The sequence below is a fragment of the Polynucleobacter sp. MG-28-Ekke-A2 genome, from assembly GCF_035012985.1.
Lineage (GTDB): Bacteria > Pseudomonadota > Gammaproteobacteria > Burkholderiales > Burkholderiaceae > Polynucleobacter.
In genome coordinates, this window is sequence record NZ_JAYGQU010000011.1 from 19,872 (window position 1) to 43,881 (window position 24,010).

Below are 24,010 nucleotides of genomic sequence, written 5' to 3' on the forward strand. Positions count from 1 at the left end.
ATATAGCCCATCATCGCTAAGACCATCTACATACCACCAGAGATAGTTTCCTGGATCTACTGCTTGGTCAAACCGAGGTGATCCATCAGGGTTGCGGCCGCCAACCGTCCTGACATTGCTGCCATTGGAACTCCCGGTCCCGGATGAGTGCTGCCTCCCGCTAGCAGAAGATTGTTGATTTGCGATTGAGAACCTAGTCTGTGAAATGAGCTCATCCATCCATGGGTTGCCTGGCCGTAAAGTGCGCCCCCTCGACCCGGAAATAGTGTCGAAAAATCCTGAGGGGTCGTTCGGGTAATCTGAGCATCCTCTAGATGGAGTCCATATTGCTGCATGAGTAAAAATGCTTTTTGTTCGCATTGATCGATTTCCTCATTGTTATAAGGTTTATTTGAGCCATTCGCAGGGGCATTCACTAAACACAGCAGTCTTTCAAACTGCTGATCCTCAAGCCCTAAATCATTTCTATCTTGAGCGCAGATATAGACGGTCGGGTTAAGGGGCAGGCGCTGCTTTTCAAAAATATCAGAAAATTCGCTCTGATAGGGTTGATTAAAAAACACGTTATGTCGCACTAGAGGAAAGCCAGAAGTTTTTACCTTCATTGACCAGGTCACCGCTGAAAGGGAATCTGCTTGTTTTAGATTGGCGGGTATTGCTGTGCTCGCCTTCTCGCCTAGTAAATGATTCTTGAGAGCATTTACATCACCATTAAAAATGAGGTAATCGCATTCTAGAGATTCGCCACTTTTCAGATGAACACCACTAATTTTCGAGCCGTTTATTTGAAGAGAATTAACCTCTGATTCGTAGCGGAATTGGCAACCCTTTTTTTGCGCCAGTCTGGCTATTACTTCAGGTATTTTTGCCATCCCACCCTGAATCGACCAAACCCCATCCATTTCTACTTGGGCAATCAGCATTAAGGTTGCTGGTGCCAAATAGGGTGATGAACCGCAGTAGGTTGCATAACGTCCAAAGAGTTGGTGCATGCGTGGATCTGGGAAGTATTTTTCTAGGGCAGACCAGAGGCTACTAAATGGACCGATATCCCATAATATTTTACTTTTCTCAATCCCTAGTGCACTCATCATTCCAAGCATGCCAGGGCGTCGAGATTCTATAAAAGGCTTTCTTAAGGATTCGTAAACCTTTTTAGCAGTATTGCAAAACTTCAAAAATAATTGTGCTTGCTGGGGATTAGAAAACTGAGCAATAGCATCCGCACTCTTTTTCTTGTCAGCATATAAATCGAGGTAGTTATCACCCCAACTGTGCCGGGCAAGGATATCTAAAGTTTCTAACTCAAATTCAGAGGCAAAATTTTCATCGCAATCATCAAATAATTTCTCAAAAATCCAGCGCATTGTAAATACGGTGGGTCCAGAGTCTATGAGCGCGCCATCAACATCGATTTGACGAATTTTCCCGCCAGGGTAAGTATTCTTTTCAAGGACTGTGACATCAAGACCATGATGAGCTAGCTCCAAGGCTGCGGTAAGGCCTGCAATTCCGGCGCCAACAATGATGACTTTAGGGGATTTGGACATGTTTTCCTTGCCAAACCCCGCTGGCTGAGCTGACCTTAAAGCGAGTAAACATAGACTCTGAAAAGTAATCCTCGCCATACGCCGCTTTTATAGCAGAGAGATGTGCGCCTGATTGAGCATACTCATCAATAGACTTCAGATTTTCCCAAATAGTAAATGTGGCCTGACGAAAGTAAGGCGCCTCTCCTAGTCCGGCTGTCAAAATAGATCCCGACGCTGCTTTGATAGCTTGTTCTGCTGGTTTTGCTTTGGCCCAAAATTGCATAGCCTTAAAAGGTCTGATTGATGCTCTGGTAAGAGATGCTATCGGCTCATTTGCGGGGGGGGAGCTTAAGTTGTTCATCGAAAAACCAGACCAAGATCCTCGACTGGAATATGGATAAAGCGTGGCCACAAAGAACTCATTGGCATGGGAGCTATAAGCTTTTACGATGGGGGCTGATTGTTGAAAAGTCTCAGCATTTTGTTTTGTATCAAAGACGCAGAAGAACCCTTGTTTTGTAAGGCTTGGCTTTGTGCTAAATCCACCTTCAAAACCAGATCCCAGAACCTTGCAAAAGATTAATCCGGGAATATTTCTAAAAGGAAATTTGCCAAGAATATAGCGGCTAAAGCCCCACAATCGAGATCCAGGCGCAATATCTATTAAAACCAATACTGCCGTCTGCACACTCATAAAATCTTATGAATCTAAATCATCGCTAGCGTTGCTATCGACAATACCAAAGCGTCTCATCTTGATATAAAGCCCTTGGCGTGATAATCCCAGTAACTCAGCTGCTGAAGCTCTATTGGACATAGTGAGATCAAGGGCTGCTAGGATGCAAAGTTTTTCAATAATGTCAGTTGTTTCAGTAACAATTTGCTTCAGTGGTACTTTGCCAACTAATTGAGTAAGCTCTTTTGCATTTTTGCCCAAGCTATCTGATTTGCTAGCTGGCTCTCGAGCAGTTTTTGATAGTTGATGGATGCCAATAGCTACGGCTGATAATTTTCCAGCATTAAAGTGTGTTGCCGAGATTGCCACATTTAGTGGTGAGCTGCCATCATCTGTAGTGATCGTAGTTGCATAGTCTTTAATTACCCCATGCTCACGAACAGTGCCAAGAATAATTTTTAAATCAATACTAGTTCGACCAAGCCATAGCTCAAAAGATTTACCAAGAATATTATCTTTCTGAGTAGATTGTGACATCGTAAGAAAGGCGTTATTCGCGGTCAAGATAACCCCATTTGCGCTACAAATGATGAAGCCATCTTGAAAATCTTCAACTGCCTGTGACACTAAAACACTTTGATCACTTGCATTACCAATTTGAATGCCGCTAGCTTTAGGCTTTACCGTAACTAGGCAGATATTGTGATTACCTTCGCGTAAAAGTACGCTGGAAATTTCTACATCTTCCTGAAGGTTCTCTAGGGTCGAATGAATAGAGGATTGCATGATCCCCGACTTAGATCCAGTAAGGTATTCTTGTATAGCGACATGATCCTTGGTCGGAAAAAGATTTGTAAATAGCTTGCCCTGAATCTTTTTAAGATCACCTACTAAAAACCCGGCGGATTTATTTACTTCTAAAATTTTCAGCGTCAAGCTATCAATAATTAAATAGGCCTGATCAATGCTATTAAATAATTGTAGATAGCGATTTTCTATTGCATGAAGACTGGCATAGTCTCGCTCAATTTCTTGTTGGGATTGAACCAATTTTTGCTGCAGAGTAGAGAGGCTGCTAAGATCTTTTCCAATCGCAATCAGTTTGTTTTGCTTTTCAAAAAAAAGCGTACTAAATTGAATCAGAATCGATGAAGAGTCACCCATCTCTTGATTTACTTGACGCCAATTCTGCTCTTCACTATTGCTGATTGTTTTAAGTAGTGCGTTTACCTTCGGCTGGCTATCAATCGCAACAGTATCTATCCATTTTTTCCCAAGCAATGACTGTGTCTTGGTGTGAACTGGTTTTGAGCCGTCGATGACTTTCTCAATCATTCCAGACTGATCGATGACTAAAACGAGATCTACAGAATGCGCAAGCAGAGAAGCTGCTTGATTTACATTTAATGTATTTAGTTCGGGTGTGGCTAAATTCACAATTTTGGTCACAATATTTTTTCTACTTATGCATCTAAGTGTTATTTTCTATTAGGCTGAGATGCTGGTCTAACTTTTGCACAGATTCTTCAGGAGTAAAAGCTTTGACATCTGCCTGAATATGATTAAATTTTTCAGGCGATTTATTATAGAGCGGACCTCCTATTAGAACAAGGATTTGAGGGTTATTAGATTTCCCCTTGAGCAACTTAATTAAGTGTGGAAGCTCCTGAAGTTGTTCATAAGTAGAGATAGATATCCCTAATACATGGTGATGTTTTGATTCAATTTCATGAATTATTGCATTCAGCCCATTATTAGCTGGCCGATAAACCTGCCAGCCCGAATAGGTAAAGAAGTTAGATAGGATTAATGCTCCAAGAGAGTGCTGCGAGTCCGGAAAGAGAGAGATCAGAATTGATTTGTCTTGTCGCTTTTCTAATTGAGTAGCCTGGAATAAGTAATCAAGCTTATGTATTGCGCGCTCTAGCTTTCCAACCCCAATGGATACCTCGGTAAAACTTAATGTATCTTCTTCCCATTGCTTCCCCAGTTTCTTGGCGATTTCAGGAATAAGCTCTAAAACAATGTAGTTAATTGATGCTCCATGAGTTTTTAATACAGTGATTGCAAGCTCGAATGCGCCTTCTTCTGTATCAAGTAATAACTCAGTAATTTTGCATACCTGCTCTTCATTTAACGCTTTTTGGTTTTTATGTTGAGCTGCTGGAGCTTGAATCCAGCTTTCATTGGATGGTGCGTTAAGGGTTGACTTATCAACCTTGCGTTCAATCTCTTCAATTAGTCGGGGTAATTGAGTGCTGAAAACTTCCCTGATGAGTTCTTTTTTGACTAAGGTGTCCATCAATGCCCCCGAGGATAAAAGTTGCTTATCAACATTACTTATATGTAAAATAAATATTACATTTATGTCCTCAATAATGCAATTATTTTAGATAATTAAGGGTAATTACTTATCATATTAAGGGTAAATACTAGTTCTAGTAAGACATATTTGGCGTAAAGTTTTGTTTACACAAAGCCAATAAGGCAACGCCAAAAAATGAAGATTAGTAAGCCACTTTACAGCCAAGAGCAGCGTGCAAAACGCGATGCGACTGTGTGGACCTTGGTTCAGGGAATCTTGGCGCCAATTCAATTCCTAGTTTGCTTAATTAGCCTCTCTTTAGTACTCCGCTACCTCATTAGTGGCGAGGGATATGAAATAGCAACTATCTCAGTCATCATAAAAACGATCTTCCTTTATCTGATCATGTTGACTGGGAGTATTTGGGAGAAGGTTGTTTTTGGTAAATACCTCTTTGCTGAAAGCTTCTTTTGGGAGGATGTATTTAGTATGCTCGTGATTTCTTTGCATACTTTGTACCTGTATTTCCTCATTGTTGGAGGAATAAGTAAGCAGGGCTTAATGTATGTTGCATTAGCTGCTTACACCTCTTACTTTATCAATGCAGGGCAATTCATTTACAAGCTCAGAATGGCCCGCCTGCAAATGAATAATGGGGTGGCTGCATGAATGCCGTCGTAGACTTACCTAAAGATCACCTCAGTAGCGTAGGGAAAAATATTCCTATCTATAAAGAGCGCGGCCAAAGAGAAGTATTTTGTGGTCTAACAGGCATTATTTGGCTGCATCGCAAAATTCAAGATGCCTTCTTCTTGGTAGTGGGCTCCCGCACCTGTGCCCACTTGGTCCAATCAGCTGCCGGCGTGATGATCTTTGCAGAGCCACGCTTTGCCACTGCCATCATTGATGATCGTGATCTTGCGGGGATTGCTGATGCGCATGAGGAGCTAGATCGTGTCGTGAAATCACTGCTGACCCGTCGCCCAGATATCAAAATGCTATTTTTGGTTGGCTCATGCCCTTCAGAAGTCATCAAGCTTGATCTTTCAAGAGCTGCACAAAGATTAAATAAAGAATTTTTAAATCAATGTCGTATCTTGAGTTATTCAGGAAGCGGTATTGAAACTACCTTCACCCAGGGTGAGGATGCTTGTCTTGCCTCATTAGTAAATGAAATTCCTAAACCAGTGATGGCTGAGGAAAAAAATCTACTGGTTGTGGGTTGTTTACCAGATGTGGTTGAAGATCAATTTCAGCGTCTCTTTAATGAGCTAGGGATTGCTCGAGTTTCATTTTTCCCGCCAAAAAATTCTCAACAAAAGATAGAAATTCATAGCAATACCCAATATCTACTTGCGCAACCATTTTTAGCTGAAACAGCAAGGCTGATTGAGGAGCGCGGCGCCAAAAGAATCTCAGCACCATTCCCGTTTGGCATTGAGGGCACAAGCGCTTGGCTCAAAGCAGCGGCTAATCAATGGGGGGTGAGCGCTCAGAAATTTGATGAGGTAACACAGCCCAAAATTGAGCGAGCTCAGAAGGCCTTGGCACGTTACATACCAATGTTAGAAAGCAAACGCATCTCGTTTTTCCCAGATTCCCAACTAGAGATTCCATTGGCGCGCTTCCTTTCTCAAGAGTGCGGTATGAAAGTCCTAGAAATAGGCACTCCATACCTACATAAGCAGCACTTGGAGGTCGAGTTGGACTTGCTTCCTGAAAACTCTCGCATTGTTGAAGGTCAGGACGTTGAAAAGCAACTAGATAGATGTCGTGCAGATAAGCCAGACATCGTGGTTTGTGGTTTGGGATTGGCCAATCCCTTAGAGGCAGAGGGAATTACTACAAAGTGGTCAATTGAGCTGGTATTTAGTCCCGTGCATGGATATGAGCAGGCCGCTGATTTGGCAGAGCTTTTTGCGCGTCCTTTAAATCGCAGTATGAAGTTAGCGGCATAAGGAATAGGGCTATGCAACTAACGCTATGGACATATGAAGGCCCTCCACATATTGGTGCAATGCGAATTGCTGCATCAATGACTGACTTACATTATGTTTTGCATTCTCCCCAGGGAGATACTTACGCAGATTTACTGTTTACGATGATTGGCAGGTCTCGTAAGCGTCCTCCAGTTACCTATACGACCTTTCAGGCAAGAGATCTAGGAGGGGATACTGCCCAGCTATTTCAGGATTCTGTGAATAACGCATATCAGCGTTTTCAACCTAAGGCGATGATTGTTGGGGCGTCTTGTACAGCCGAGTTAATTCAGGATGATCCAGGTGGCTTAGCTAGGGCACTTACTCTGCCGATCCCAGTGATTGCTCTCGAGTTACCTTCGTATCAGAAAAAAGAAAACTGGGGTGCCTCGGAAACTTTTTATCACATTGTGCGTGGTTTGGTGGCTGTAGATAAATCTATTTCAGCACAACAGTATCAAGAGAATCGCTCTGCTAGTAAGCAAGAAGGTCAGAAACCTACTTGCAATATTCTAGGACCAACAGCTTTAGGTTTTAGAAATCGTGATGATGTCCAGGAGATTGCCGGCTTATTGGAATCTATGGGTATTGAAGTGAGAGTAGTGGCTCCTTTAAATGCATCAGTATCTGATCTAGCTAAGATCCCAGCAGCTGATTTCAATGTGTCACTCTATCCTGAGATTAGCCAACTGACTTGTACTTGGTTGAATAAAACTTTTGGCCAGCCATTTACAAAAACAATTCCAATTGGCACTAAGGCCACCAAGGCCTTTGTTCGTGAAGTAGCGCAGTTAGCCAGCCTTGATCCAGAAGCTATCTTGGCTGCGCAAGAAGAGCGGGCGCGCTGGTATGCCAAATCAGTTGACTCAACCTATTTAACCGACAAACGGGTCTTTATTTTCGGTGATGGAAGCCATGCTATTGCTGCAGCTAAAGTTGCCGCAGAAGAAATTGGCTTTAAGGTGGTTGGTTTAGGAACCTATAGTCGCGAATTTGCGCGTGAAGTACGTGAGGCTGCCAAGTCTTACGATGTAGAGGCGCTAATTACTGATGACTACCTCGAGGTTGAGCAAAAAGTTGCTGAGTTAAGCCCAGACTTAGTTTTGGGAACTCAGATGGAGCGTCATATCGCTAAGAGATTGGGAGTTCCTTGCGCAGTCATTTCTGCACCAGTACACGTTCAAGATTTCCCTGCGCGCTATTCCCCTCAGATGGGTTTTGAAGGCGCTAATGTCTTATTTGATACCTGGATTCATCCTCTGATGATGGGTCTAGAAGAGCATCTGATTATGATGTTCCGCGATGATTTTGAATTTAGTGCTAAGGCTGCACCTTCCCATCTAGGGCATTCAGCAGCTGTTAAAGAAAACTTGCACTCACCAGCGCCTCAATCCAATGAGGCCGCTCCAGTAGTTAGCCACACTCTGGTAAACGCTGAGACATTTAGTGGTACAGAGCCAGCAAAATTATGGGATGCAGAAGCGGAAAAAGAATTGGGAAAAATTCCATTCTTTGTTAGAGGTAAAGCACGACGCAATACCGAGAAGTTCGCAGTTGAGCATGGCATTAGCCATATCACTATTGAAACGCTCTACGACGCAAAGGCTCACTATGGCAGATAAAAAAATCCCCATGAGAGTCTCTATCATTACGATGGATACGCACTTGAGTAGCGCGACAGAGAGAGCTCGTTATGCCCTCAAGAAAAAGCTACCCAGTCTTGAGTTAAGTATTCATGCGGCTTCTAGTTGGACTGTGGATGCTAAAGCTCTAGAAAACTGCATTACCGATATTGAGTCTGCAGACATTCTGATTGTGACCATGCTCTTTATGGAAGATCACTACAAACCAGTGATTGAGGCCTTAAAAGCGCGCCGTGATCACTGTGATGCCATGATTTGCGCAATGTCAGCAGGTGAAGTAGTTTCCCTGACTCGCATGGGCGGGTTTGATATGGGTAAGCCAGCAACTGGCCTGATGGCTTTGTTAAAGCGTTTGCGTGGAAATAAAGAGAAAGCTCAAACTGGTGGTGCAGCTCAAATGCGCATGTTGCGCCGCCTGCCAAAAATTCTCCGATTTATTCCTGGAAATGCGCAAGATGTCAGAGCCTATTTCTTAACACTGCAATATTGGTTAGGTGGTTCCGAAGAGAACCTCTTCCATATGGTGACCAATTTAGTCAATCGCTATGCCGCTGGTGAGAGAGTAGTTTTAAAGACTAAAGAAAAGCTCGTTGAGCCTGTTATTTACCCTGATAACGGTATTTATCATCCACGGCTCAAAGGCCGCATGAGTGAGTCTATTAACGATTTACCTAAATTGGTTTCTGATAAGAAATCTAAGGGTCGCGTTGGTTTGCTGTTGCTCAGATCCTATATTTTGGCTGGCAATACTTTGCACTATGACTCAGTTATCGCCGCAATTGAGGCGCAAGGACTACAAGTTCTGCCCATATTCGCAGTGGGTTTGGATGCAAGACCGGCAATTGACCAATTCTTTTATCAGAATGGCGAGAAAGTAGTGGATGCTGTTGTATCGCTTACTGGCTTCTCCTTGGTAGGCGGGCCTGCCTATAACGATGCAAAAGCGGCTGAAGAGGTACTCGCTTCTTTAGATGTACCTTACCTAGCAGCACAACCTCTCGAGTTTCAGACCCTCAATGATTGGGGCAGCTCTGACCGAGGACTATTACCAGTAGAAAACACTCTGATGATCGCCATACCTGAGCTCGATGGCGCGATTGTCCCGATGGTATTTGGTGGTAGAGCAGGTGATGCAGATGTGCAGTGCAAAGGTTGCCATAAGGGCTGCGTATTTGAGGCTAGTATCAATCGTCATGATATGCATACCTGCATCGAGCGTACAGCCATGCTAGCTGCGCGCGTATCTAAATTGATTGCATTACGTAAGTTTGAGCGCGCAGACCGTAAGGTAGCTCTCGTAATATTTAACTTTCCGCCGAATGCGGGAAGAGTTGGTACTGCAGCCTACTTAAGCGTTTTTGAATCCGCCTTTAATACTTTAAAAGGCCTCAAAGCAGAGGGTTATAGCGTTGATGTCCCAGTATCAGTAGATGAATTTCGGGACATGATTCTGATTGGTAATGCGAAAGAACATGGTACAGATGCCAATGTGCATGCCCAGATCAGTGCGGCAGACCATATTCGCCGTGAGCCCTGGTTAAAAGAAATTGAAGCGCAGTGGGGCCCAGCACCTGGAAATCTCCTGAGCAATGGATCATCTATCTTTGTATTGGGTAAACAGTTTGGCAATGTATTTGTAGCGCTGCAGCCTGGGTTTGGTTACGAAGGCGATCCAATGCGCTTGTTGTATGAGAAGGGTTTTGCACCAACTCATGCCTTCTCCGCCTTTTATCGTTACATTCGTGAAGACTTTGCAGCATCCGCTGTATTGCATTTTGGGACCCATGGCGCATTAGAGTTCATGCCAGGCAAGCAATCGGGTATGTCAGGTGCCTGTTGGCCTGATCGCTTGATTCATGATTTACCAAATCTCTATATTTATGCTTCAAACAATCCATCAGAAGGTGCGATTGCCAAGCGTCGTGCTGGTGCAACCTTAATTAGCTACTTAACACCACCTGTTTCACAGTCTGGCCTTTACCAAGGTTTGCTGGAATTTAAAGAGGCGGTTGATCACTGGCGTAAGTTGGTTCCAGACGAAGCAGCACAATCTTGGAGTGTAAGCGAGCAAGATCTACTCGATTCGATGCAGGCTCAGGCAGTTGAGCTGGAATTTTCTGCTATAGAGCCTGTCTGGAAAGGCTTAAGCGCTAGCAAGGTAAATCAAATTGTTTTGGATCTGAGTGAAAAAATTCTGGAGTTGGAATACACACTGATCCCTAATGGCCTTCATATTCTTGGTAGTCCGCTCAGTATGGAGCAAAGCTTAGATATGTTGATGTGCTTTTTATCCGTCCAAGATGGCGAGCTTAAAAATATTGGTCGAGTAGGTATTGAAAAGCTAATTAATAGTGATGGTGTAGAGCAGTTTGCAAAAGCTCAGAAATTGAATCTGACTCCAGCACTGCGTACTGAGCTAGAAGAATTGCTTGCCATGTATAACGAGTTACAAACTGATAGTGAAATGCAGGGTATTCTGAAGGCATTAGAAGGGCGCTATATCCGCCCTGCACCTGGCGGCGATGTACTGAGAAATCCACAGGTCCTGCCGACTGGAAGAAATCTTCATGGTTTCGATCCATTCCGCATCCCAAGCAAATTTGCAATGAAGGATGGCTTGGCTCAGGCAAATATGATCTTGGAAAGATACCAAGCTGATGGCAATCCTCTTCCGGAATCAATTGCGATGGTGTTGTGGGGTACTGACAACCTAAAAACTGAAGGTGGGCCAATTGCTCAGATTTTAGCGCTCATGGGAGCGTTGCCACGCTTTGATAGCTTTGGCAGATTAGCTGGCGCCCAACTAGTTTCTTTGGAAGAGTTGGGTAGACCTAGGATTGATGTCATGGTGTCGATTTCAGGGATATTTAGAGATCTGATGCCCTTACAGATTCGTATGCTTGCAGAGGCAGCTTACTTAGCGGCCTCCGCAGATGAGCCGCTAGATCAAAACTTTATCAAAAAACATACCTTAGCCTATCAGGCACAAAATGCTTGCGATCTTGAAACTGCAGCACTTCGCGTCTTTGGCAATGCTGAGAGTGCCTATGGTGCCAATGTCAACTTAATGATTGATAACGGCTTGTGGAAAGATGAAAACGAATTAGCTGAAACATATACCCGTCGCAAAAGCTTTGCATACGGAAGAACTGGTATACCAAAACTGCAAAGTGAGTTACTCAATAACATCTTGAGTGATGTTGAACTCACTTACCAAAATCTCGATTCTGTTGAGCTTGGAGTAACTACGATTGACACTTACTTTGATACTTTAGGTGGCGTGAGCCGCGCCGTGCGAAGAGCTAAAGGCGGTAAAGCCGCACCGGTTTACATTGGCGATCAAACTAAGGGTGATGCAGTAGTAAGAACCTTAAACGAGCAAGTCTCCTTAGAAACACGCTCACGCATGCTCAATCCTAAATGGTATGAGGGCATGCTCAAGCATGGTTATGAAGGTGTTCGTCAACTCGAGAGCCACCTCACAAATACAGTAGGTTGGTCTGCTACCACTGGTCAAGTTGAGCCATGGGTATATCAGCACCTTACACAAACATTCATATTGGATCCCGAAATGCGCGAGCGTTTAATGAGTCTCAACCCTGCGTCATCAGCGAAAGTGGCTAGTCGCTTATTAGAGGCGTCAGAAAGAAATTATTGGAAGCCAGAGCCATCGGTATTGGAAACATTGCGTCGCGTTGCCAATGACTTTGAAGATCGACTTGAAGGTGTTTATGAAGGAGTACCTATTTAATGGAAACGGTTAACGTACCAATTGCTTCAATCAGTTCTAGGACTAAGCCGTTAGATGGTGAGGGTAGCTTGCAAGTTCACCTTGATCCAAACGAGAAAATTGGCAATGCCAAAGTATTTGCTATATATGGCAAAGGGGGGATTGGAAAGAGTACAACCTCTTCCAATCTATCTGCAGCCTTTTCTCTTTTAGGTAAGCGAGTTATTCAGATTGGTTGTGATCCTAAACATGACTCTACGTTTACCTTAACCAAGAAGCTAGTGCCTACAGTGATTGATATTTTGGAGTCAGTAGATTTTCATTCCGAGGAGTTGCGGGTAGAAGACTTTGTTTATGAGGGCTTTAACGGAGTAATGTGCGTTGAAGCAGGCGGACCTCCTGCAGGAACTGGCTGTGGTGGCTATGTGGTAGGTCAAACAGTGAAGCTCTTAAAAGAGCATCATTTGCTGGAAGATACAGACATCGTGATTTTTGATGTGTTGGGCGACGTAGTGTGCGGCGGTTTTGCAGCCCCCTTACAGCATGCAGACCGGGCCCTGATTGTTGCTGCCAATGATTTTGATTCCATCTTTGCAATGAATCGAATTGTTCAGGCGATTAGTGCAAAAGCTAAAAATTACAACGTCCGTCTAGGTGGTGTGATTGCTAATCGCAGTCAAGATACCGATCAGATCGATAAATTCAATGATCGAGTTGGCTTGAAGAAAATGGCCCATTTTCCAGACTTAGATGCTATTCGTAAGAGCCGTTTAAAGAAATGCACCATTTTTGAAATGGAATCAACGCCTGAAATTGAGGCAGTAAAAGAAGAGTACCTCCGCTTGGCAGCAAGCTTGCTTTTAGATGATGACCCATTGTTGATGGAATCTCTAAAAGATCGTGAAATCTTTGACTTACTAGGATTTGATTAATCATGGATGCGATTTCTTATTTGGATAGACGCAGTAAGTTGCAGGACTATTTTGATCGCACTGCTAACGATGCTTGGGCAAAATTAACATCCGATGCTCCGGTAAGCGGTATCCGGGCAACTGTAAGAGCAGGGCGCGATCAAATGCGCAATACCATCATTAGTCGATTGCCAGAGCAACTTTCTGGTAAAAGAGTTTTAGATGCAGGTTGTGGTACCGGCGCCCTAGCTTTGGAGTTAGCTAACAAAGGGGCTTTAGTCACTGCAGTTGATCTCTCACCAAATTTAATCGAGCTGGCTAAAAGTAGGATTCCCGAGAGCGATCGTCGCAACATTGAGTTCTACTCTGGCGATATGCTGGATGAAGCTTACGGTGACTTCGATTACGTCATCGGCATGGATTCGATGATTCATTACTGCGCAAAAGATATGTTGGTTGTATTGGAGAAGTTATCTTCGCGGGTAAGTGAAAAAATACTTTTTACTTTTGCTCCTAGTACTTTGCCTCTTGAGGTGATGATTCGAGTTGGTCGCCTGTTCCCAAGAAAAGATCGAGCACCATTCATTGAGCCTATTAGTCATGCGAAGTTACATCAAGCGATCAATCAATCACCTTGGTTTGTAGATTGGGAAACACCTTTTACGCATTTAGTATCCAGTGGTTTTTATAAATCACAACTCATGGAGTTACAAAAACAATCATGATGAGCATGCCTAAACTGGTAAAAGCTTGGACGAGGATTCATCCTCGCTTTTTGCCTTTTGCAGATGTAGCCACCCCTAATTTGCCTTTGAGTAGACTCTTTCGACTGTCTTTATTCCAGGTCACAGTTGGTATGGCCACTTCATTATTGGTTGGTACTTTGAACCGTGTCATGATTGTTGAATTAGGAATGGAGGCATGGCTAGTTGCTTTGATGGTAGCGCTCCCTCTCATTTTTGCCCCATTTAGAGCGCTGATTGGCCATAAGTCCGACGTTCATCGGTCAATATTAGGCTGGAGAAGAGTTCCGTATATTTGGATTGGAACTTGGCTGCAATTTGGCGGTCTTGCCATCATGCCTTTTGCCTTAATCATTCTCTCTGGGGATACCCATTGGCCGATTTGGTTTAGTTATTTAGGAGCCGGATTTGCCTTTCTGTTAGTTGGTGCTGGGATGCAGACAACTCAAACAGCTGGTTTGGCTCTTGCAACGGATTTAGCCGATGAAAAAAATAGACCCCGAGTAGTAGCAATGATGTATGTGATGTTGCTAGTGGGTATGGTAGTAAGCGGAATTTTATTTAGTGTATTTCTGAAGCCGTTTAGCCCATTACAACTTGTTAAAGTAATCCAGGGTGTAGCTTTAGTTACCTTATTGCTAAATATTTTCGCACTTTGGAAGCAGGAGGCAAGGCAACCAAAAAATACATCCCCCTCCATTCCGCAGCCTACATTTAGCCAAAGTTGGCAAGACTTTATTAAAGCACCCAATGTACGCCGTTTTTTAATTATGTTGGGGCTAGGTACCACTGCTTTTAGTATGCAAGACATCATTTTGGAGCCTTATGGCGGTGAAATCTTAAAACTCGATGTATCTGCAACTAGTTTCCTAACTGCTTTAATTGCCTGTGGATCATTAACAGCATTTTCTCTCTCTGCGCGATGGTTAAGTCGAGGATATAACGCATACAGAATAGCTTCTGTTGGTCTATTGCTAGGTTTGATTGCATTCACATTAGTCATTTTTTCTGAACCTATGGATTCGCCGAATTTATTCAGGGCAGGGGCTTTGTTGATCGGCTTTAGTGGCGGCTTATTTGCGATCAGTACGCTGACCATTGCAATGAGCATGGATAAAGAAAATATGAGTGGAATGGTAATAGGCGCTTGGGGGGCTGTTACAGCAACATGTTCCGGTATTGGCATGTCATTGGGTGGTGTGGTGCGCGATGTAGTAGCCGATCTGGCGATGAATGGAGTGATAGGTTCTGCGCTAATAAGTCCTGCAACTGGCTATAGCTTCGTCTATCACATTGAAATTTATTTGTTGTTTATTACTTTGATTGCTTTAGGTCCGTTGGTAAACAAAGGATCCAATAAGGTTGGTTCAAAAATGAGTAAGTTTGGTCTAGCTGATTTTCCAGGCTAGTTTTTTTAAAGAAGGAGAGAAAAATGGGTACAGGTGCAATTACACAATATGTTGATGTAGCTCAAGTTGTGGTTTACCTTTTTTTGTTTTTCTTTGTTGGATTGGTTGTCTATCTAACATTGGAAAGCAAAAGAGAAGGATTTCCATTGGAGACGGAGCGTTTTGGAAAGATTCGTCGCGAGTATGGAATTCTTGGTATGCCGCGTATTAAAAAGTTTGTTACAGAATTTGGCGAGACTTATCTAGCCCCATTGGCAAGTCCTCCTGATACTGAAAAAGTTTCAGCAGTGCCTATTCATCCATGGAATGGTGCACCCTTAGCACCAGTTGGAAACCCTCTCCTGGCCGGTGTCGGTCCTGGTTCATATGCCAATAGAGCTGATCATGTTGATTATGATTTAGAGGGCCACGCGCGTATCCGTCCATTGCGAAAATTACACGAAATTTCAATATCTAAGATTGATACCAACCCAATTGGCTTAAGCGTTATTGGGGCAGATGGCCAAAAAGCCGGAACTGTAACGGATGTCTGGGTAGATCATATGGAAATGTTGATTCGCTATCTAGAGGTAGATGTTGCTGGCAATAGGACGCTGCTACCAATCAATTTTTCACGGATAGGCAAGAGGGACATCAAAGTTCAGTCAATTCTTGCTGAACAATTTAATCAGGTCCCTAAGACTAAGCATCCTGAAGAAGTTACTCTGCTAGAGGAAGAAAAAATCATGGCCTACTTTGGTGCGGGCACTTTATATGCCACTCCAGGTCGTCAGGAACCGCTGATATGAGTTTGAATATCCACAGCAGTCCGGAGCATGAGTTTGAGCCGGAACTAGGGCTTCCAGAAAAGCTGCCGGAAGGGGAGAAAGTATTATGGCAAGGCTCTCCAGATCTGAAAACTTTATTACTAAAAGTTTTTCATATGAAGGGACTTGTCCTATATTTTGGTTTATTGCTAGCCTATCGAGTTATTAGTGGCGTGCTAGATAGTGAAGCCCTATACCCCATGCTTCTCTCAATATTGCAAATAATTATTTTTTCAAGTTTGGGGCTTGGCTTAATTGGCTTATTAGGCTACCTCATGGCATCTACAGCTGTGTATACGATCACTAATAAAAGGGTGGTGATGCGGATTGGGATTGTGCTCAATATGACTTTTAACTTTCCACTTAAACAGATCGAGTCAGCCGATTGCGGGCTTACTAAAGATGGTTGTGGCGATATCTACATGAAGTTAATTAAGGGAACTAAGATCGCTATTTTTCATCTTTGGCCCCATTCAAGACCGACTAAATGGGCTGTTCCGCAACCTAGCTTAAGGTGTATCAAGAATTGTGCTGAAGTTGCGCAAATTTTGGTTGATGCCTGGTCTGTGCAAAATAATGTGATTTCGCGTTCTGTTCAGATCAGCAATAACATATCAGATGAGTCAAAGCGTCATTTCACAGGGGTTGAAACAGCATGATTCTTCAGATGACTACTGCACGCATACAAAATTACATTGGATTGGTAATTTTTGCTGCTTTGGTGATGGTAGTTATCGGTGTGGGAAGTTTCATGAAGGCTGGAGCATTAGAGCGCCAGGCAGATGCTAGTGTATTGGTTCAAAAAGATCTCTATTTTAGGGATCTACCGGATGGATCGGTTGGGGTTATTTCAGCTAATAATGGAGAAGTAATTGCGCAAGTAACAGGGCAAGCTGGATTTGTGAGGGGGATTCTCAGGGCAATGGCGCGTGAACGCCGCATTCGTCAAATTACAAGTGATGAAGCTTTTTTATTGATTAGTCACTCTGACGGTAGGCTAACTTTAGTAGATCCGGCTACTCAGAATCGAATTGATTTAGAGTCATTTGGAAAAGATAACGCAGCTGAGTTTGCTGCATTTTTAAATAGTCCGAGGTAGAGATGTCAAAACAGCTAGTGAATTGTCATATTGATATGTCCAATACATCTGAATTTTTGTATGCACACGTTGATCTTAATGGTGTCAAGGTGGGGCCAGGCGATGCAGTTTTAGTACATAACCCAATCGTGGATATTGAATATGGAGAAATTCTCAGCTACAGCGGAACAGCGACGGTTTCAAAGGCTGGGATTTTTTCGCGCCTGTGGGTCTACCTTACTGCAAGACTAGAAATTACTATGTTGTACGAGGTCAGTTTTTCTACAACTCGATTCAGTAAAGCCAAAAGATACCCAAGGCCAAGCGAGAAGCAAGAAATTAGCCCATTAATTTTGCAAGAAGGAGTAAAGGCATGAGCGCATCCACTACCAGCATGGATTCTGTTCGTCCAATTAATGAATCAACTGATAGGGCCTTAGAAAATACCATTCTTAGCCCACGCTTTTATACAACTGATTTTGATGAAATGGATCGATTTGACATTTCTTCTGTAAAGCCTGAATGGGATAAATTAATGCAGGAATTTGATCAGGATATTAATCAGGCGCATTTTCAACGTCCTGAAGATATGTCCAAGGATTATTCGCATTTGCCAGATGGCCTATATCAGGAATTTTTAGATTTCTTAATTAGCTCGATTACATCCGAATTTTCAGGTTGCGTTCTTTATTCTGAGATTAAAAAATCGATTAACAATCCAGATCTTAAAAGTCTTTTTTCTTATATGGCTCGAGATGAAAGTAGGCATGCTGGATTTATTAACCAATGGCTGAAGGATTTCGGTATTGGCGTAGATTTGGGTTTCTTGGCAAGAACTAAAAAATACACCTTCTTTAAGCCGAAATTTATTTTCTATGCAACCTACCTATCGGAAAAGATCGGATATGCAAGATATATTACGATTTACCGAATAATTCAAAACAAGCCTGAATTACGTTTTCATCCAATATTTCTCTGGTTTGAAAAGTGGTGTAACGACGAGTTTCGCCATGGCGAAGCATTTGCTTTACTGATGCGCTCAAACCCAAATCTGCTAAGCGGTGTTAATAAGCTCTGGATTCGTTTCTTCTTATTGGCGGTATATGCCACGATGTATGTTAGAGATCATTCCCGTCCAGAGTTTCATAAGGCGCTCGGTGTTTCCCCATCAGACTATGACCGTAAAGTCTTGCAAATTACTTCAGATATTACTAAGCAAGTATTTCCTTTCACTATTGATTTAGACAATCCACGACTCTGGGAAGGATTCGACAAATTAAGAAGGATTTCCGATGAGGTTGAGGAGTTAAAGCTAATAGGAGGGCCTTTGTCCCTAATCAAGCGTGGATACCTAGCAGCCTGCGCAATGGTTACATTTGTGAAAATTTATACCATGCCTGTTGTTCCAAATGAGCTTCCTCAAGACATTCGTCTTGCCCCTGTTTGGTAACTACTCATGTATTTTTGGATAAGCCCTTTAATTTTTACCATTTTTATATGGTGGTTTAGTACAGGACTTATTTTAAAAATTAATAGCCTTCCAAGACGCTTTTACAAAGCAATATTTGTTATTTCGATTGTGACCCTGATTTTTGCATTTTGGGGCCTACAAATATCTAGTCGGGAAGCAACTATTGCCGGGGCTTATTGTTCATTTACATGCGCCATTATTATTTGGGGTTGGCAAGAGCTTGCATTTTTACTCGGCTACATCACGGGATCACGGCGATCAGATTGCCCTAAGGATTCAGGTGGCTTACAGCGTGCATGGTACGCATTTCAAACAATCAATTATCACGAACTAACTCTATTGGGCTTGGGCCTCGCCCTATTTTTGATTAATCTTGACTCTGCCAATCAAACTGGCTTTTGGACCTACGTTATTTTGTGGGGGATGAGACAGAGCACTAAGGTAAATATCTTTTTGGGAGTCTTGAATTTCAATGAAGCATTTTTGCCTCAGCATTTGAAATATCTAATTACATACTTTAGACGTAGGGCTATGAATTTATTGATGCCTTTCTCTATTCTCGTGTCTTTGCTTATTCTTATTCCAATCTGGTCTCATGCAGCCTCTGAATCTTCCCTATTTGAAACAACATCTTCTGCACTTTTGGGGACCTTATTAGGGCTTGGTCTGTTGGAGCATTTATTTCTCATACTTCCATTTCCAAATGAGTGGTTATGGAAGTGGGGCTATAAGAATAATCGCTAGAGAGAATTTATATGATCTCATCTAAAACCATTTATCTTGCTCAACCGCGAGGATTTTGTGCAGGCGTCGAAAGGGCAATCCTCATCGTGGAGGAGGCCCTTAAGAGATTCGGTGCCCCAATCTATGTAAGGCATGAAATTATTCATAATGCTTATGTAGTAAAAGATTTTGAAAGTAGGGGAGTTGTTTTTGTAAACGACTTGTCTCTCGTCCCTAAGGGGGCTATTCTTATATTTAGTGCGCATGGTGTATCTAAGGCAGTGAGGTTTGAGGCTGATGAGCATGAACTTACAGTTTTTGACGCTACTTGCCCATTGGTAGCCAAGGTTCACGCTGAAGTAGTCCGCTTAAAAGAGCGTGGTTATCAAATTATTATGATTGGTCACCATGGCCATCCTGAGGTAGAGGGGACTATGGGGCAAGTTGATGCATCCATTCATCTTATTGAGTGCTTATCTGATGTAGCCAAATTAAAATTTAGTGAGAGTAATTTATTGGCTTACGTAACTCAAACTACTTTATCCATTGATGAGACTCATGAGATTACTGCTGCATTAGTTCGAAGATATCCGCAGATACACGCGCCTAAGCGACAAGACATTTGTTATGCAACACAAAACCGCCAGGATGCCGTTAAGGCGATGGCACCTCAAGTCGACTTAATTATTGTTGTCGGAAGTCAAAATAGTTCAAATTCCAAACGACTTCAAGAATTAGCTACCAGTTTGCATATCCCGGCTTATTTGGTTGATGAACCAAGCCAAATCCAAAATAAATGGTTTAGAGGGGTAGCGAATATTGGAATTACCGCTGGCGCATCTGCTCCCGAGGCATTAACCGCCAAAATTATTGAGGCGGTTGGCGTTATCTGTCAGGCCAAAATACTGGCTCTAGACGGCATTGAAGAGAACGTCAATTTCTCTTTACCAAAAGCCTTATTGCAGGCTGCATAAACCCCTAAAATTGCCTTTCTTATTGATATATAAGGGTTTTCACTGGTAAAAACAGGCTATAAAAGTGTCAAATTTAATTGACACTTTAAAATGTCAATGACAAAATCATTTACATGAATCTGCCAGAACCTAGAGCAATTTTGACGCTTTTGAAGCCGATCACATGGTTTCCTCCAATGTGGGCGTTTGCTTGCGGCTCCATCACTGGCAGTGAAACAATCAAACAACATCTCCCAATATTTTTCTTGGGTTTACTTTTAACTGGCCCCCTTGTTTGCGCTTCAAGTCAGGCTGTAAACGACTGGTACGACCGTCATGTTGATGCAATCAATGAGCCTGATAGACCAATACCATCAGGCAGAATTCCTGGAAGTTGGGGATTATATATAGCCATTATTTGGTCTCTGATTTCGCTTTATGCTGCTAGCTACTTAGGTGTGATTGGATTTTTGGCGACTGTTTTAGCTTTAGTCTTGGCATGGCTATACAGCATGCCACCGATACGATTTAAAAATAATGGTTGGATTGGAAACCTTGCTTGTGGAGTGAGCTATGAAGGCTTGGCTTGGATAACAGGCGCAACATTGTTATCAGGTGGATCTATTCCAAATAAGCCATCGCTATTGCTCGCAGGTTTATATAGCGCAAGTGCCCACGGCATTATGACCCTGAATGATTTCAAGGCGATTGAGGGCGATAGACAAATGGGCGTGCGCTCATTACCTGTTCAGCTGGGAGCAAAAAGAGCAGCTCAATTTTCTGCAGCATTTATGTTAATCCCACAGATCTTGGTAATGATCTTATTGTCGTATTGGGATAAGCAGGGTTATGCCATCGTTATTGGGGCATTAATGATAGGGCAGGTTTTCCTATTAGTTGATTTCCTAAAAAGACCTATACAAAAAGCACTTTTTTATAGTGGCTTTGGTGTTCCATTATTGGTGTCGGGGATGATGGTCGCAGCATTTGCAGTCAACAGCATGGAGATGGGATCATGAGTATTGCAATTGCTCAAGCTGTCGCTCGTCACTCTACATTTGGATGGCTCAGTATTGTGCGATTGGGTCTTGTCCAAGCTTCAATTGGTGCCATTGTCGTCATGACAACCTCAACACTAAACCGCATTATGGTGGTTGAATTGGCTTTACCTGCTAGCCTTCCTGGGCTTTTGGTTGCTATTCATTATTTCGTGCAGGTTATTAGGCCGCGGATGGGTTTTGAATCCGATAGTGGCTCGAAGAAAACGCCTTGGATTATCGGCGGTGTTGCATTGCTAGCATTAGGTGGATTTGGCGCGGCTATTGCTACGACATTGATGGGCGTTAATTTAATTATCGGAATTTTGGCTGCAATAGTAGCCTTCTTCTTAATTGGCATTGGCGTCAGTATGAGCGGTACATCATTGCTTGCCTTGTTGGCAAAAGGTGTGAGTGACGATCGTAGGGCGGCTGCAGCAACAACCGTTTGGCTGATGATGATTTTTGGGTTTGCATTGACTAGTGGATTAGCAGGGAAATTTTTAGATCCCTATGCTCCTGAAAAGATAATTCTCATTTCAGGGATCATCTCGCTAGTTGCTATTGCACTTACATCATTAGCTCTATACAGGCTAGAAGGCTCTGACCTTGAAAATAAGATATCCAAGACCAAAGAAAAAATCCCTTTCAAGAGCGCTCTTAGGGAGATCCTATCCGATCCTGATACTAAAAGATTCACCATTTTTATCTTTTTATCGATGCTTGCTTTTAGTGCCCAAGACTTAATTTTGGAGCCTTTTGCGGGAATCATTTTCAAGTACACACTTGGAGAAACGACTAGTCTTTCAGGAATTCAACATTCTGGCGTTTTAACTGGAATGCTGTTAGTTGCCGTTTGTGGCTCAAGTAGATTGAGGCGCTACTTTGGGTCTTTAAGGTCATGGATGATTTATGGTTGCCTCGCATCAGCATTGGCAATGTTTGGATTGGTAATGGCCGGAATATTAGAAGGCGAATGGCCTCTAAAGCTCAATGTATATGTTTTGGGTCTGGCTAATGGAGCGTTTTCAATTGCGGCAATCGCATCAATGATGCGATTGGCAGTAGTTGGGGGTGGCGGGAAAGAGGGGGTCAGAATTGGCCTTTGGGGTGGCGCTCAAGCAATAGCGTTTGGTCTTGGAGGCCTATTGGGGGCAGGCGCAAGTGATCTAGCCCGTTCAATATTCACGAATCCTGCCTGGGCCTATGCAAGTGTATTTTTTATAGAGGCAATTTTATTTGTTGCTTCTGCCTACATGGCATCTTTGGTTGAACGCAAATCCACTAATGAATTCAAGGCGGGGTGAACAATGTCATCAGAATTGATTTATGACGCAGTAGTTGTTGGTGGTGGACCAGCCGGCGCTACCGCTGCACATACTCTAGCGCTAAAGGGGATGAAAGTTCTCTTGCTGGACAAACGGGGAAGAATTAAGCCATGTGGAGGCGCCATTCCCCCCAGATTAATTAAAGATTTTCAGATTCCTGATGAATTACTGGTTGCTCGAGCAAAATCAGCACGCATGGTTTCACCTAGTGGGAAATCAGTAGACATTCCGATTGAAAATGGTTTTGTAGGAATGGTGGATCGAGCACAATTTGATGAATGGTTAAGAAAGCGTGCCGTAAATGCGGGCGCCGAAAGAGAAGATGGTTTATTTGAAACCCTGACAAGGGAGAATTCTCACGTCCGTATTCATTATCGAACTAGGGGCGCCCGTGATGGCGATCATGGTTCTATAAAGAGCGTTTTAGCCAAATCAGTTATTGGCGCCGATGGTGCAAAATCCCAAGTAGGTAGAAGTGCCGGGGTTAAGGGGTGCGCAGAGGCAAATTATGTATTTGCTTATCACGAGATTATTAAAACCCCTAAGGACAGCCCAAGCTCATTTGACGCAAGTCGATGCGATGTTCTCTATCAACAACCGGTATCTCCTGACTTTTATGGTTGGGTGTTCCCCCATGGCGATACGATCAGTATTGGAACTGGCAGTGCTGATAAGGGTTTCTCTCTCCGCAATGCAGTAGGGAAATTGAGGAAGGATATTGGATTAGAGCATGCTGAGCTAGTTCGACATGAGGGTGCACCACTGCCTATGAAGCCCTTAAAAAAGTGGGATGACGGAAAGCAGGTTGTACTGGCTGGTGATGCTGCAGGAGTAGTGGCCCCAGCATCTGGTGAGGGGATTTATTACGCCATGCTTGGTGGTCAATTAGCAGGCGAGGCAATTGCTGAATTTGTAGAGACGCAAAACCCGGCAAAACTGCAACTCGCGAGAAAAAGATTTATGAAAGAGCATCGCATGACGTTTTTGGTGCTTGGAATCATGCAATATTTTTGGTATTCAACTGATAAACGTCGCGAGAGTTTTGTAAAAATGTGTGAGGACAAAGATGTGCAAAGACTCACCTTTGAATCTTACATGAACAAAAAGTTGGTTCGCAAAAAACCTCTTGCACATTTCAAAATCTTTATTAAAGATATGGGACATCTGCTAGGGCTAGCAAAGGTATGAAAATTTTCTTTCAACATAAGTACCTTTTGCTGATTGCCATTTGGATGGTTGGCACATCAATAATGGGAGGTCTTGCAACAGAAATAGGCCCTTGGTACTTTTCATTAAAGCAGCCGGGCTGGAAACCGCCAGATTGGGCTTTTGGTGTCATCTGGACCATTATTTTTGTTTTATCAGCAATCGCCTGGATGATTGCATTTAATAGCAATCCATCTCCATCTCAGAAAAATAAAATTATTACTTTATTTTTCTTGAATGGATTTTTTTTAAATGTGCTTTGGAGTATTTTCTATTTCAGGATGCACCATCCAGACTGGTCCTTAATAGAAGCATGCTTCCTATGGGGCTCTGTATTGGCAATTATTCTAGTGATGTGGCCGATTAGAAAGTTAGCTGCATTACTAATGGTTCCATACTTAATATGGGTAAGCATCGCCATGCGTTTGAATTGGGAAACGATGGTCTTAAACCCAGGGGCCTATTAAAAGTATGTCAGGC

22 protein-coding genes are annotated in these 24,010 nt (G+C 43.0%); 18 read left to right on the plus strand and 4 right to left on the minus strand.

Features of this window, described 5'->3' with window-relative positions; translation table 11 throughout:
- Positions 1 to 56: 56 nt before the first annotated feature.
- From crtD to VC188_RS08015, 4 genes are read right to left on the minus strand one after another with little or no spacing between them, the layout of a single operon-like run.
- Positions 57 to 1,550, minus strand: coding sequence for a 1-hydroxycarotenoid 3,4-desaturase CrtD (gene crtD, locus VC188_RS08000; protein ID WP_112237367.1), 1,494 nt, complete (start codon positions 1,548 to 1,550; stop codon positions 57 to 59).
- Positions 1,534 to 2,226, minus strand: a complete 693-nt coding sequence (locus VC188_RS08005; RefSeq protein WP_112204930.1) for a spheroidene monooxygenase — start codon at positions 2,224 to 2,226, stop codon at positions 1,534 to 1,536. Before VC188_RS08005 ends, crtD begins: the two co-directional genes overlap by 17 nt.
- A 6-nt stretch (positions 2,227 to 2,232) precedes the next feature.
- Entirely contained in the window at positions 2,233 to 3,657 is a 1,425-nt protein-coding gene (ppsR, locus tag VC188_RS08010) for a transcriptional regulator PpsR (protein WP_323483596.1), read from the minus strand.
- A 22-nt stretch (positions 3,658 to 3,679) separates the two neighbouring features.
- On the minus strand, positions 3,680 to 4,510 hold the full coding sequence (locus tag VC188_RS08015; RefSeq protein WP_323483597.1) for a cobalamin B12-binding domain-containing protein: 831 nt from the start codon (positions 4,508 to 4,510) through the stop codon (positions 3,680 to 3,682).
- 198 nt (positions 4,511 to 4,708) lie between these two features.
- Between VC188_RS08015 and bchF the strand changes: the two genes are divergently transcribed.
- The 18 genes from bchF (at position 4,709) to VC188_RS08100 (ending at position 23,997) form a co-directional block, all read left to right on the plus strand.
- Positions 4,709 to 5,182: a 2-vinyl bacteriochlorophyllide hydratase gene (gene bchF, locus VC188_RS08020; protein WP_112204924.1), complete on the plus strand. Its 474-nt coding sequence runs from the start codon at positions 4,709 to 4,711 to the stop codon at positions 5,180 to 5,182.
- The gene (locus tag VC188_RS08025; protein ID WP_112314156.1) at positions 5,179 to 6,471 is read left to right on the plus strand and encodes a ferredoxin:protochlorophyllide reductase (ATP-dependent) subunit N; all 1,293 of its coding nucleotides are present in this window, start codon (positions 5,179 to 5,181) and stop codon (positions 6,469 to 6,471) included. The genes bchF and VC188_RS08025 overlap by 4 nt, the downstream gene beginning before the upstream one ends.
- A gap of 11 nt (positions 6,472 to 6,482) precedes the next feature.
- Positions 6,483 to 8,114: a ferredoxin:protochlorophyllide reductase (ATP-dependent) subunit B gene (bchB, locus tag VC188_RS08030; RefSeq protein WP_323483598.1), complete on the plus strand. Its 1,632-nt coding sequence runs from the start codon at positions 6,483 to 6,485 to the stop codon at positions 8,112 to 8,114.
- Between the two features lie 10 nt (positions 8,115 to 8,124).
- Complete coding sequence (locus VC188_RS08035) at positions 8,125 to 11,886, plus strand: magnesium chelatase subunit H (protein ID WP_323483599.1); 3,762 nt, start codon at positions 8,125 to 8,127, stop codon at positions 11,884 to 11,886.
- Positions 11,886 to 12,797, plus strand: coding sequence for a ferredoxin:protochlorophyllide reductase (ATP-dependent) iron-sulfur ATP-binding protein (bchL, locus tag VC188_RS08040; RefSeq protein ID WP_215314578.1), 912 nt, complete (start codon positions 11,886 to 11,888; stop codon positions 12,795 to 12,797). Before VC188_RS08035 ends, bchL begins: the two co-directional genes overlap by 1 nt.
- 2 nt (positions 12,798 to 12,799) lie before the next feature.
- Positions 12,800 to 13,501, plus strand: coding sequence for a magnesium protoporphyrin IX methyltransferase (bchM, locus tag VC188_RS08045; protein WP_323483600.1), 702 nt, complete (start codon positions 12,800 to 12,802; stop codon positions 13,499 to 13,501).
- A complete protein-coding gene (locus VC188_RS08050; protein WP_323483601.1) occupies positions 13,498 to 14,928 on the plus strand; it encodes a BCD family MFS transporter in 1,431 nt (476 codons plus the stop codon). Before bchM ends, VC188_RS08050 begins: the two co-directional genes overlap by 4 nt.
- A gap of 23 nt (positions 14,929 to 14,951) precedes the next feature.
- The gene (gene puhA / locus VC188_RS08055; RefSeq protein WP_280785828.1) at positions 14,952 to 15,716 is read left to right on the plus strand and encodes a photosynthetic reaction center subunit H; all 765 of its coding nucleotides are present in this window, start codon (positions 14,952 to 14,954) and stop codon (positions 15,714 to 15,716) included.
- Positions 15,713 to 16,393, plus strand: a complete 681-nt coding sequence (puhB, locus tag VC188_RS08060) for a photosynthetic complex putative assembly protein PuhB (RefSeq protein ID WP_323483602.1) — start codon at positions 15,713 to 15,715, stop codon at positions 16,391 to 16,393. The genes puhA and puhB overlap by 4 nt, the downstream gene beginning before the upstream one ends.
- Entirely contained in the window at positions 16,390 to 16,833 is a 444-nt protein-coding gene (puhC, locus tag VC188_RS08065) for a photosynthetic complex assembly protein PuhC (protein WP_068949106.1), read from the plus strand. Before puhB ends, puhC begins: the two co-directional genes overlap by 4 nt.
- A gap of 2 nt (positions 16,834 to 16,835) precedes the next feature.
- Positions 16,836 to 17,189 carry a hypothetical protein gene (locus VC188_RS08070; protein ID WP_323483603.1) on the plus strand — a complete coding sequence of 118 codons (354 nt, stop codon included), beginning with the start codon at positions 16,836 to 16,838 and terminating at the stop codon, positions 17,187 to 17,189.
- Positions 17,186 to 18,262 (plus strand): magnesium-protoporphyrin IX monomethyl ester (oxidative) cyclase, encoded by a 1,077-nt coding sequence (gene acsF, locus VC188_RS08075; protein ID WP_068949108.1) that lies wholly within the window; start codon positions 17,186 to 17,188, stop codon positions 18,260 to 18,262. The genes VC188_RS08070 and acsF overlap by 4 nt, the downstream gene beginning before the upstream one ends.
- A 6-nt stretch (positions 18,263 to 18,268) precedes the next feature.
- Positions 18,269 to 19,027, plus strand: a complete 759-nt coding sequence (gene puhE / locus VC188_RS12055; RefSeq protein WP_416350502.1) for a putative photosynthetic complex assembly protein PuhE — start codon at positions 18,269 to 18,271, stop codon at positions 19,025 to 19,027.
- An 11-nt stretch (positions 19,028 to 19,038) separates the two neighbouring features.
- Positions 19,039 to 19,980, plus strand: a complete 942-nt coding sequence (gene ispH / locus VC188_RS08080; protein WP_323483604.1) for a 4-hydroxy-3-methylbut-2-enyl diphosphate reductase — start codon at positions 19,039 to 19,041, stop codon at positions 19,978 to 19,980.
- A 113-nt stretch (positions 19,981 to 20,093) separates the two neighbouring features.
- Positions 20,094 to 20,978: a chlorophyll synthase ChlG gene (chlG, locus tag VC188_RS08085; RefSeq protein WP_216234984.1), complete on the plus strand. Its 885-nt coding sequence runs from the start codon at positions 20,094 to 20,096 to the stop codon at positions 20,976 to 20,978.
- Positions 20,975 to 22,303: a BCD family MFS transporter gene (locus VC188_RS08090; protein WP_323483605.1), complete on the plus strand. Its 1,329-nt coding sequence runs from the start codon at positions 20,975 to 20,977 to the stop codon at positions 22,301 to 22,303. Before chlG ends, VC188_RS08090 begins: the two co-directional genes overlap by 4 nt.
- A gap of 3 nt (positions 22,304 to 22,306) precedes the next feature.
- A complete protein-coding gene (locus VC188_RS08095) occupies positions 22,307 to 23,512 on the plus strand; it encodes a geranylgeranyl diphosphate reductase (RefSeq protein WP_323483606.1) in 1,206 nt (401 codons plus the stop codon).
- Positions 23,509 to 23,997 (plus strand): TspO/MBR family protein, encoded by a 489-nt coding sequence (locus VC188_RS08100; protein WP_323483607.1) that lies wholly within the window; start codon positions 23,509 to 23,511, stop codon positions 23,995 to 23,997. Before VC188_RS08095 ends, VC188_RS08100 begins: the two co-directional genes overlap by 4 nt.
- Positions 23,998 to 24,010: the final 13 nt, after the last annotated feature.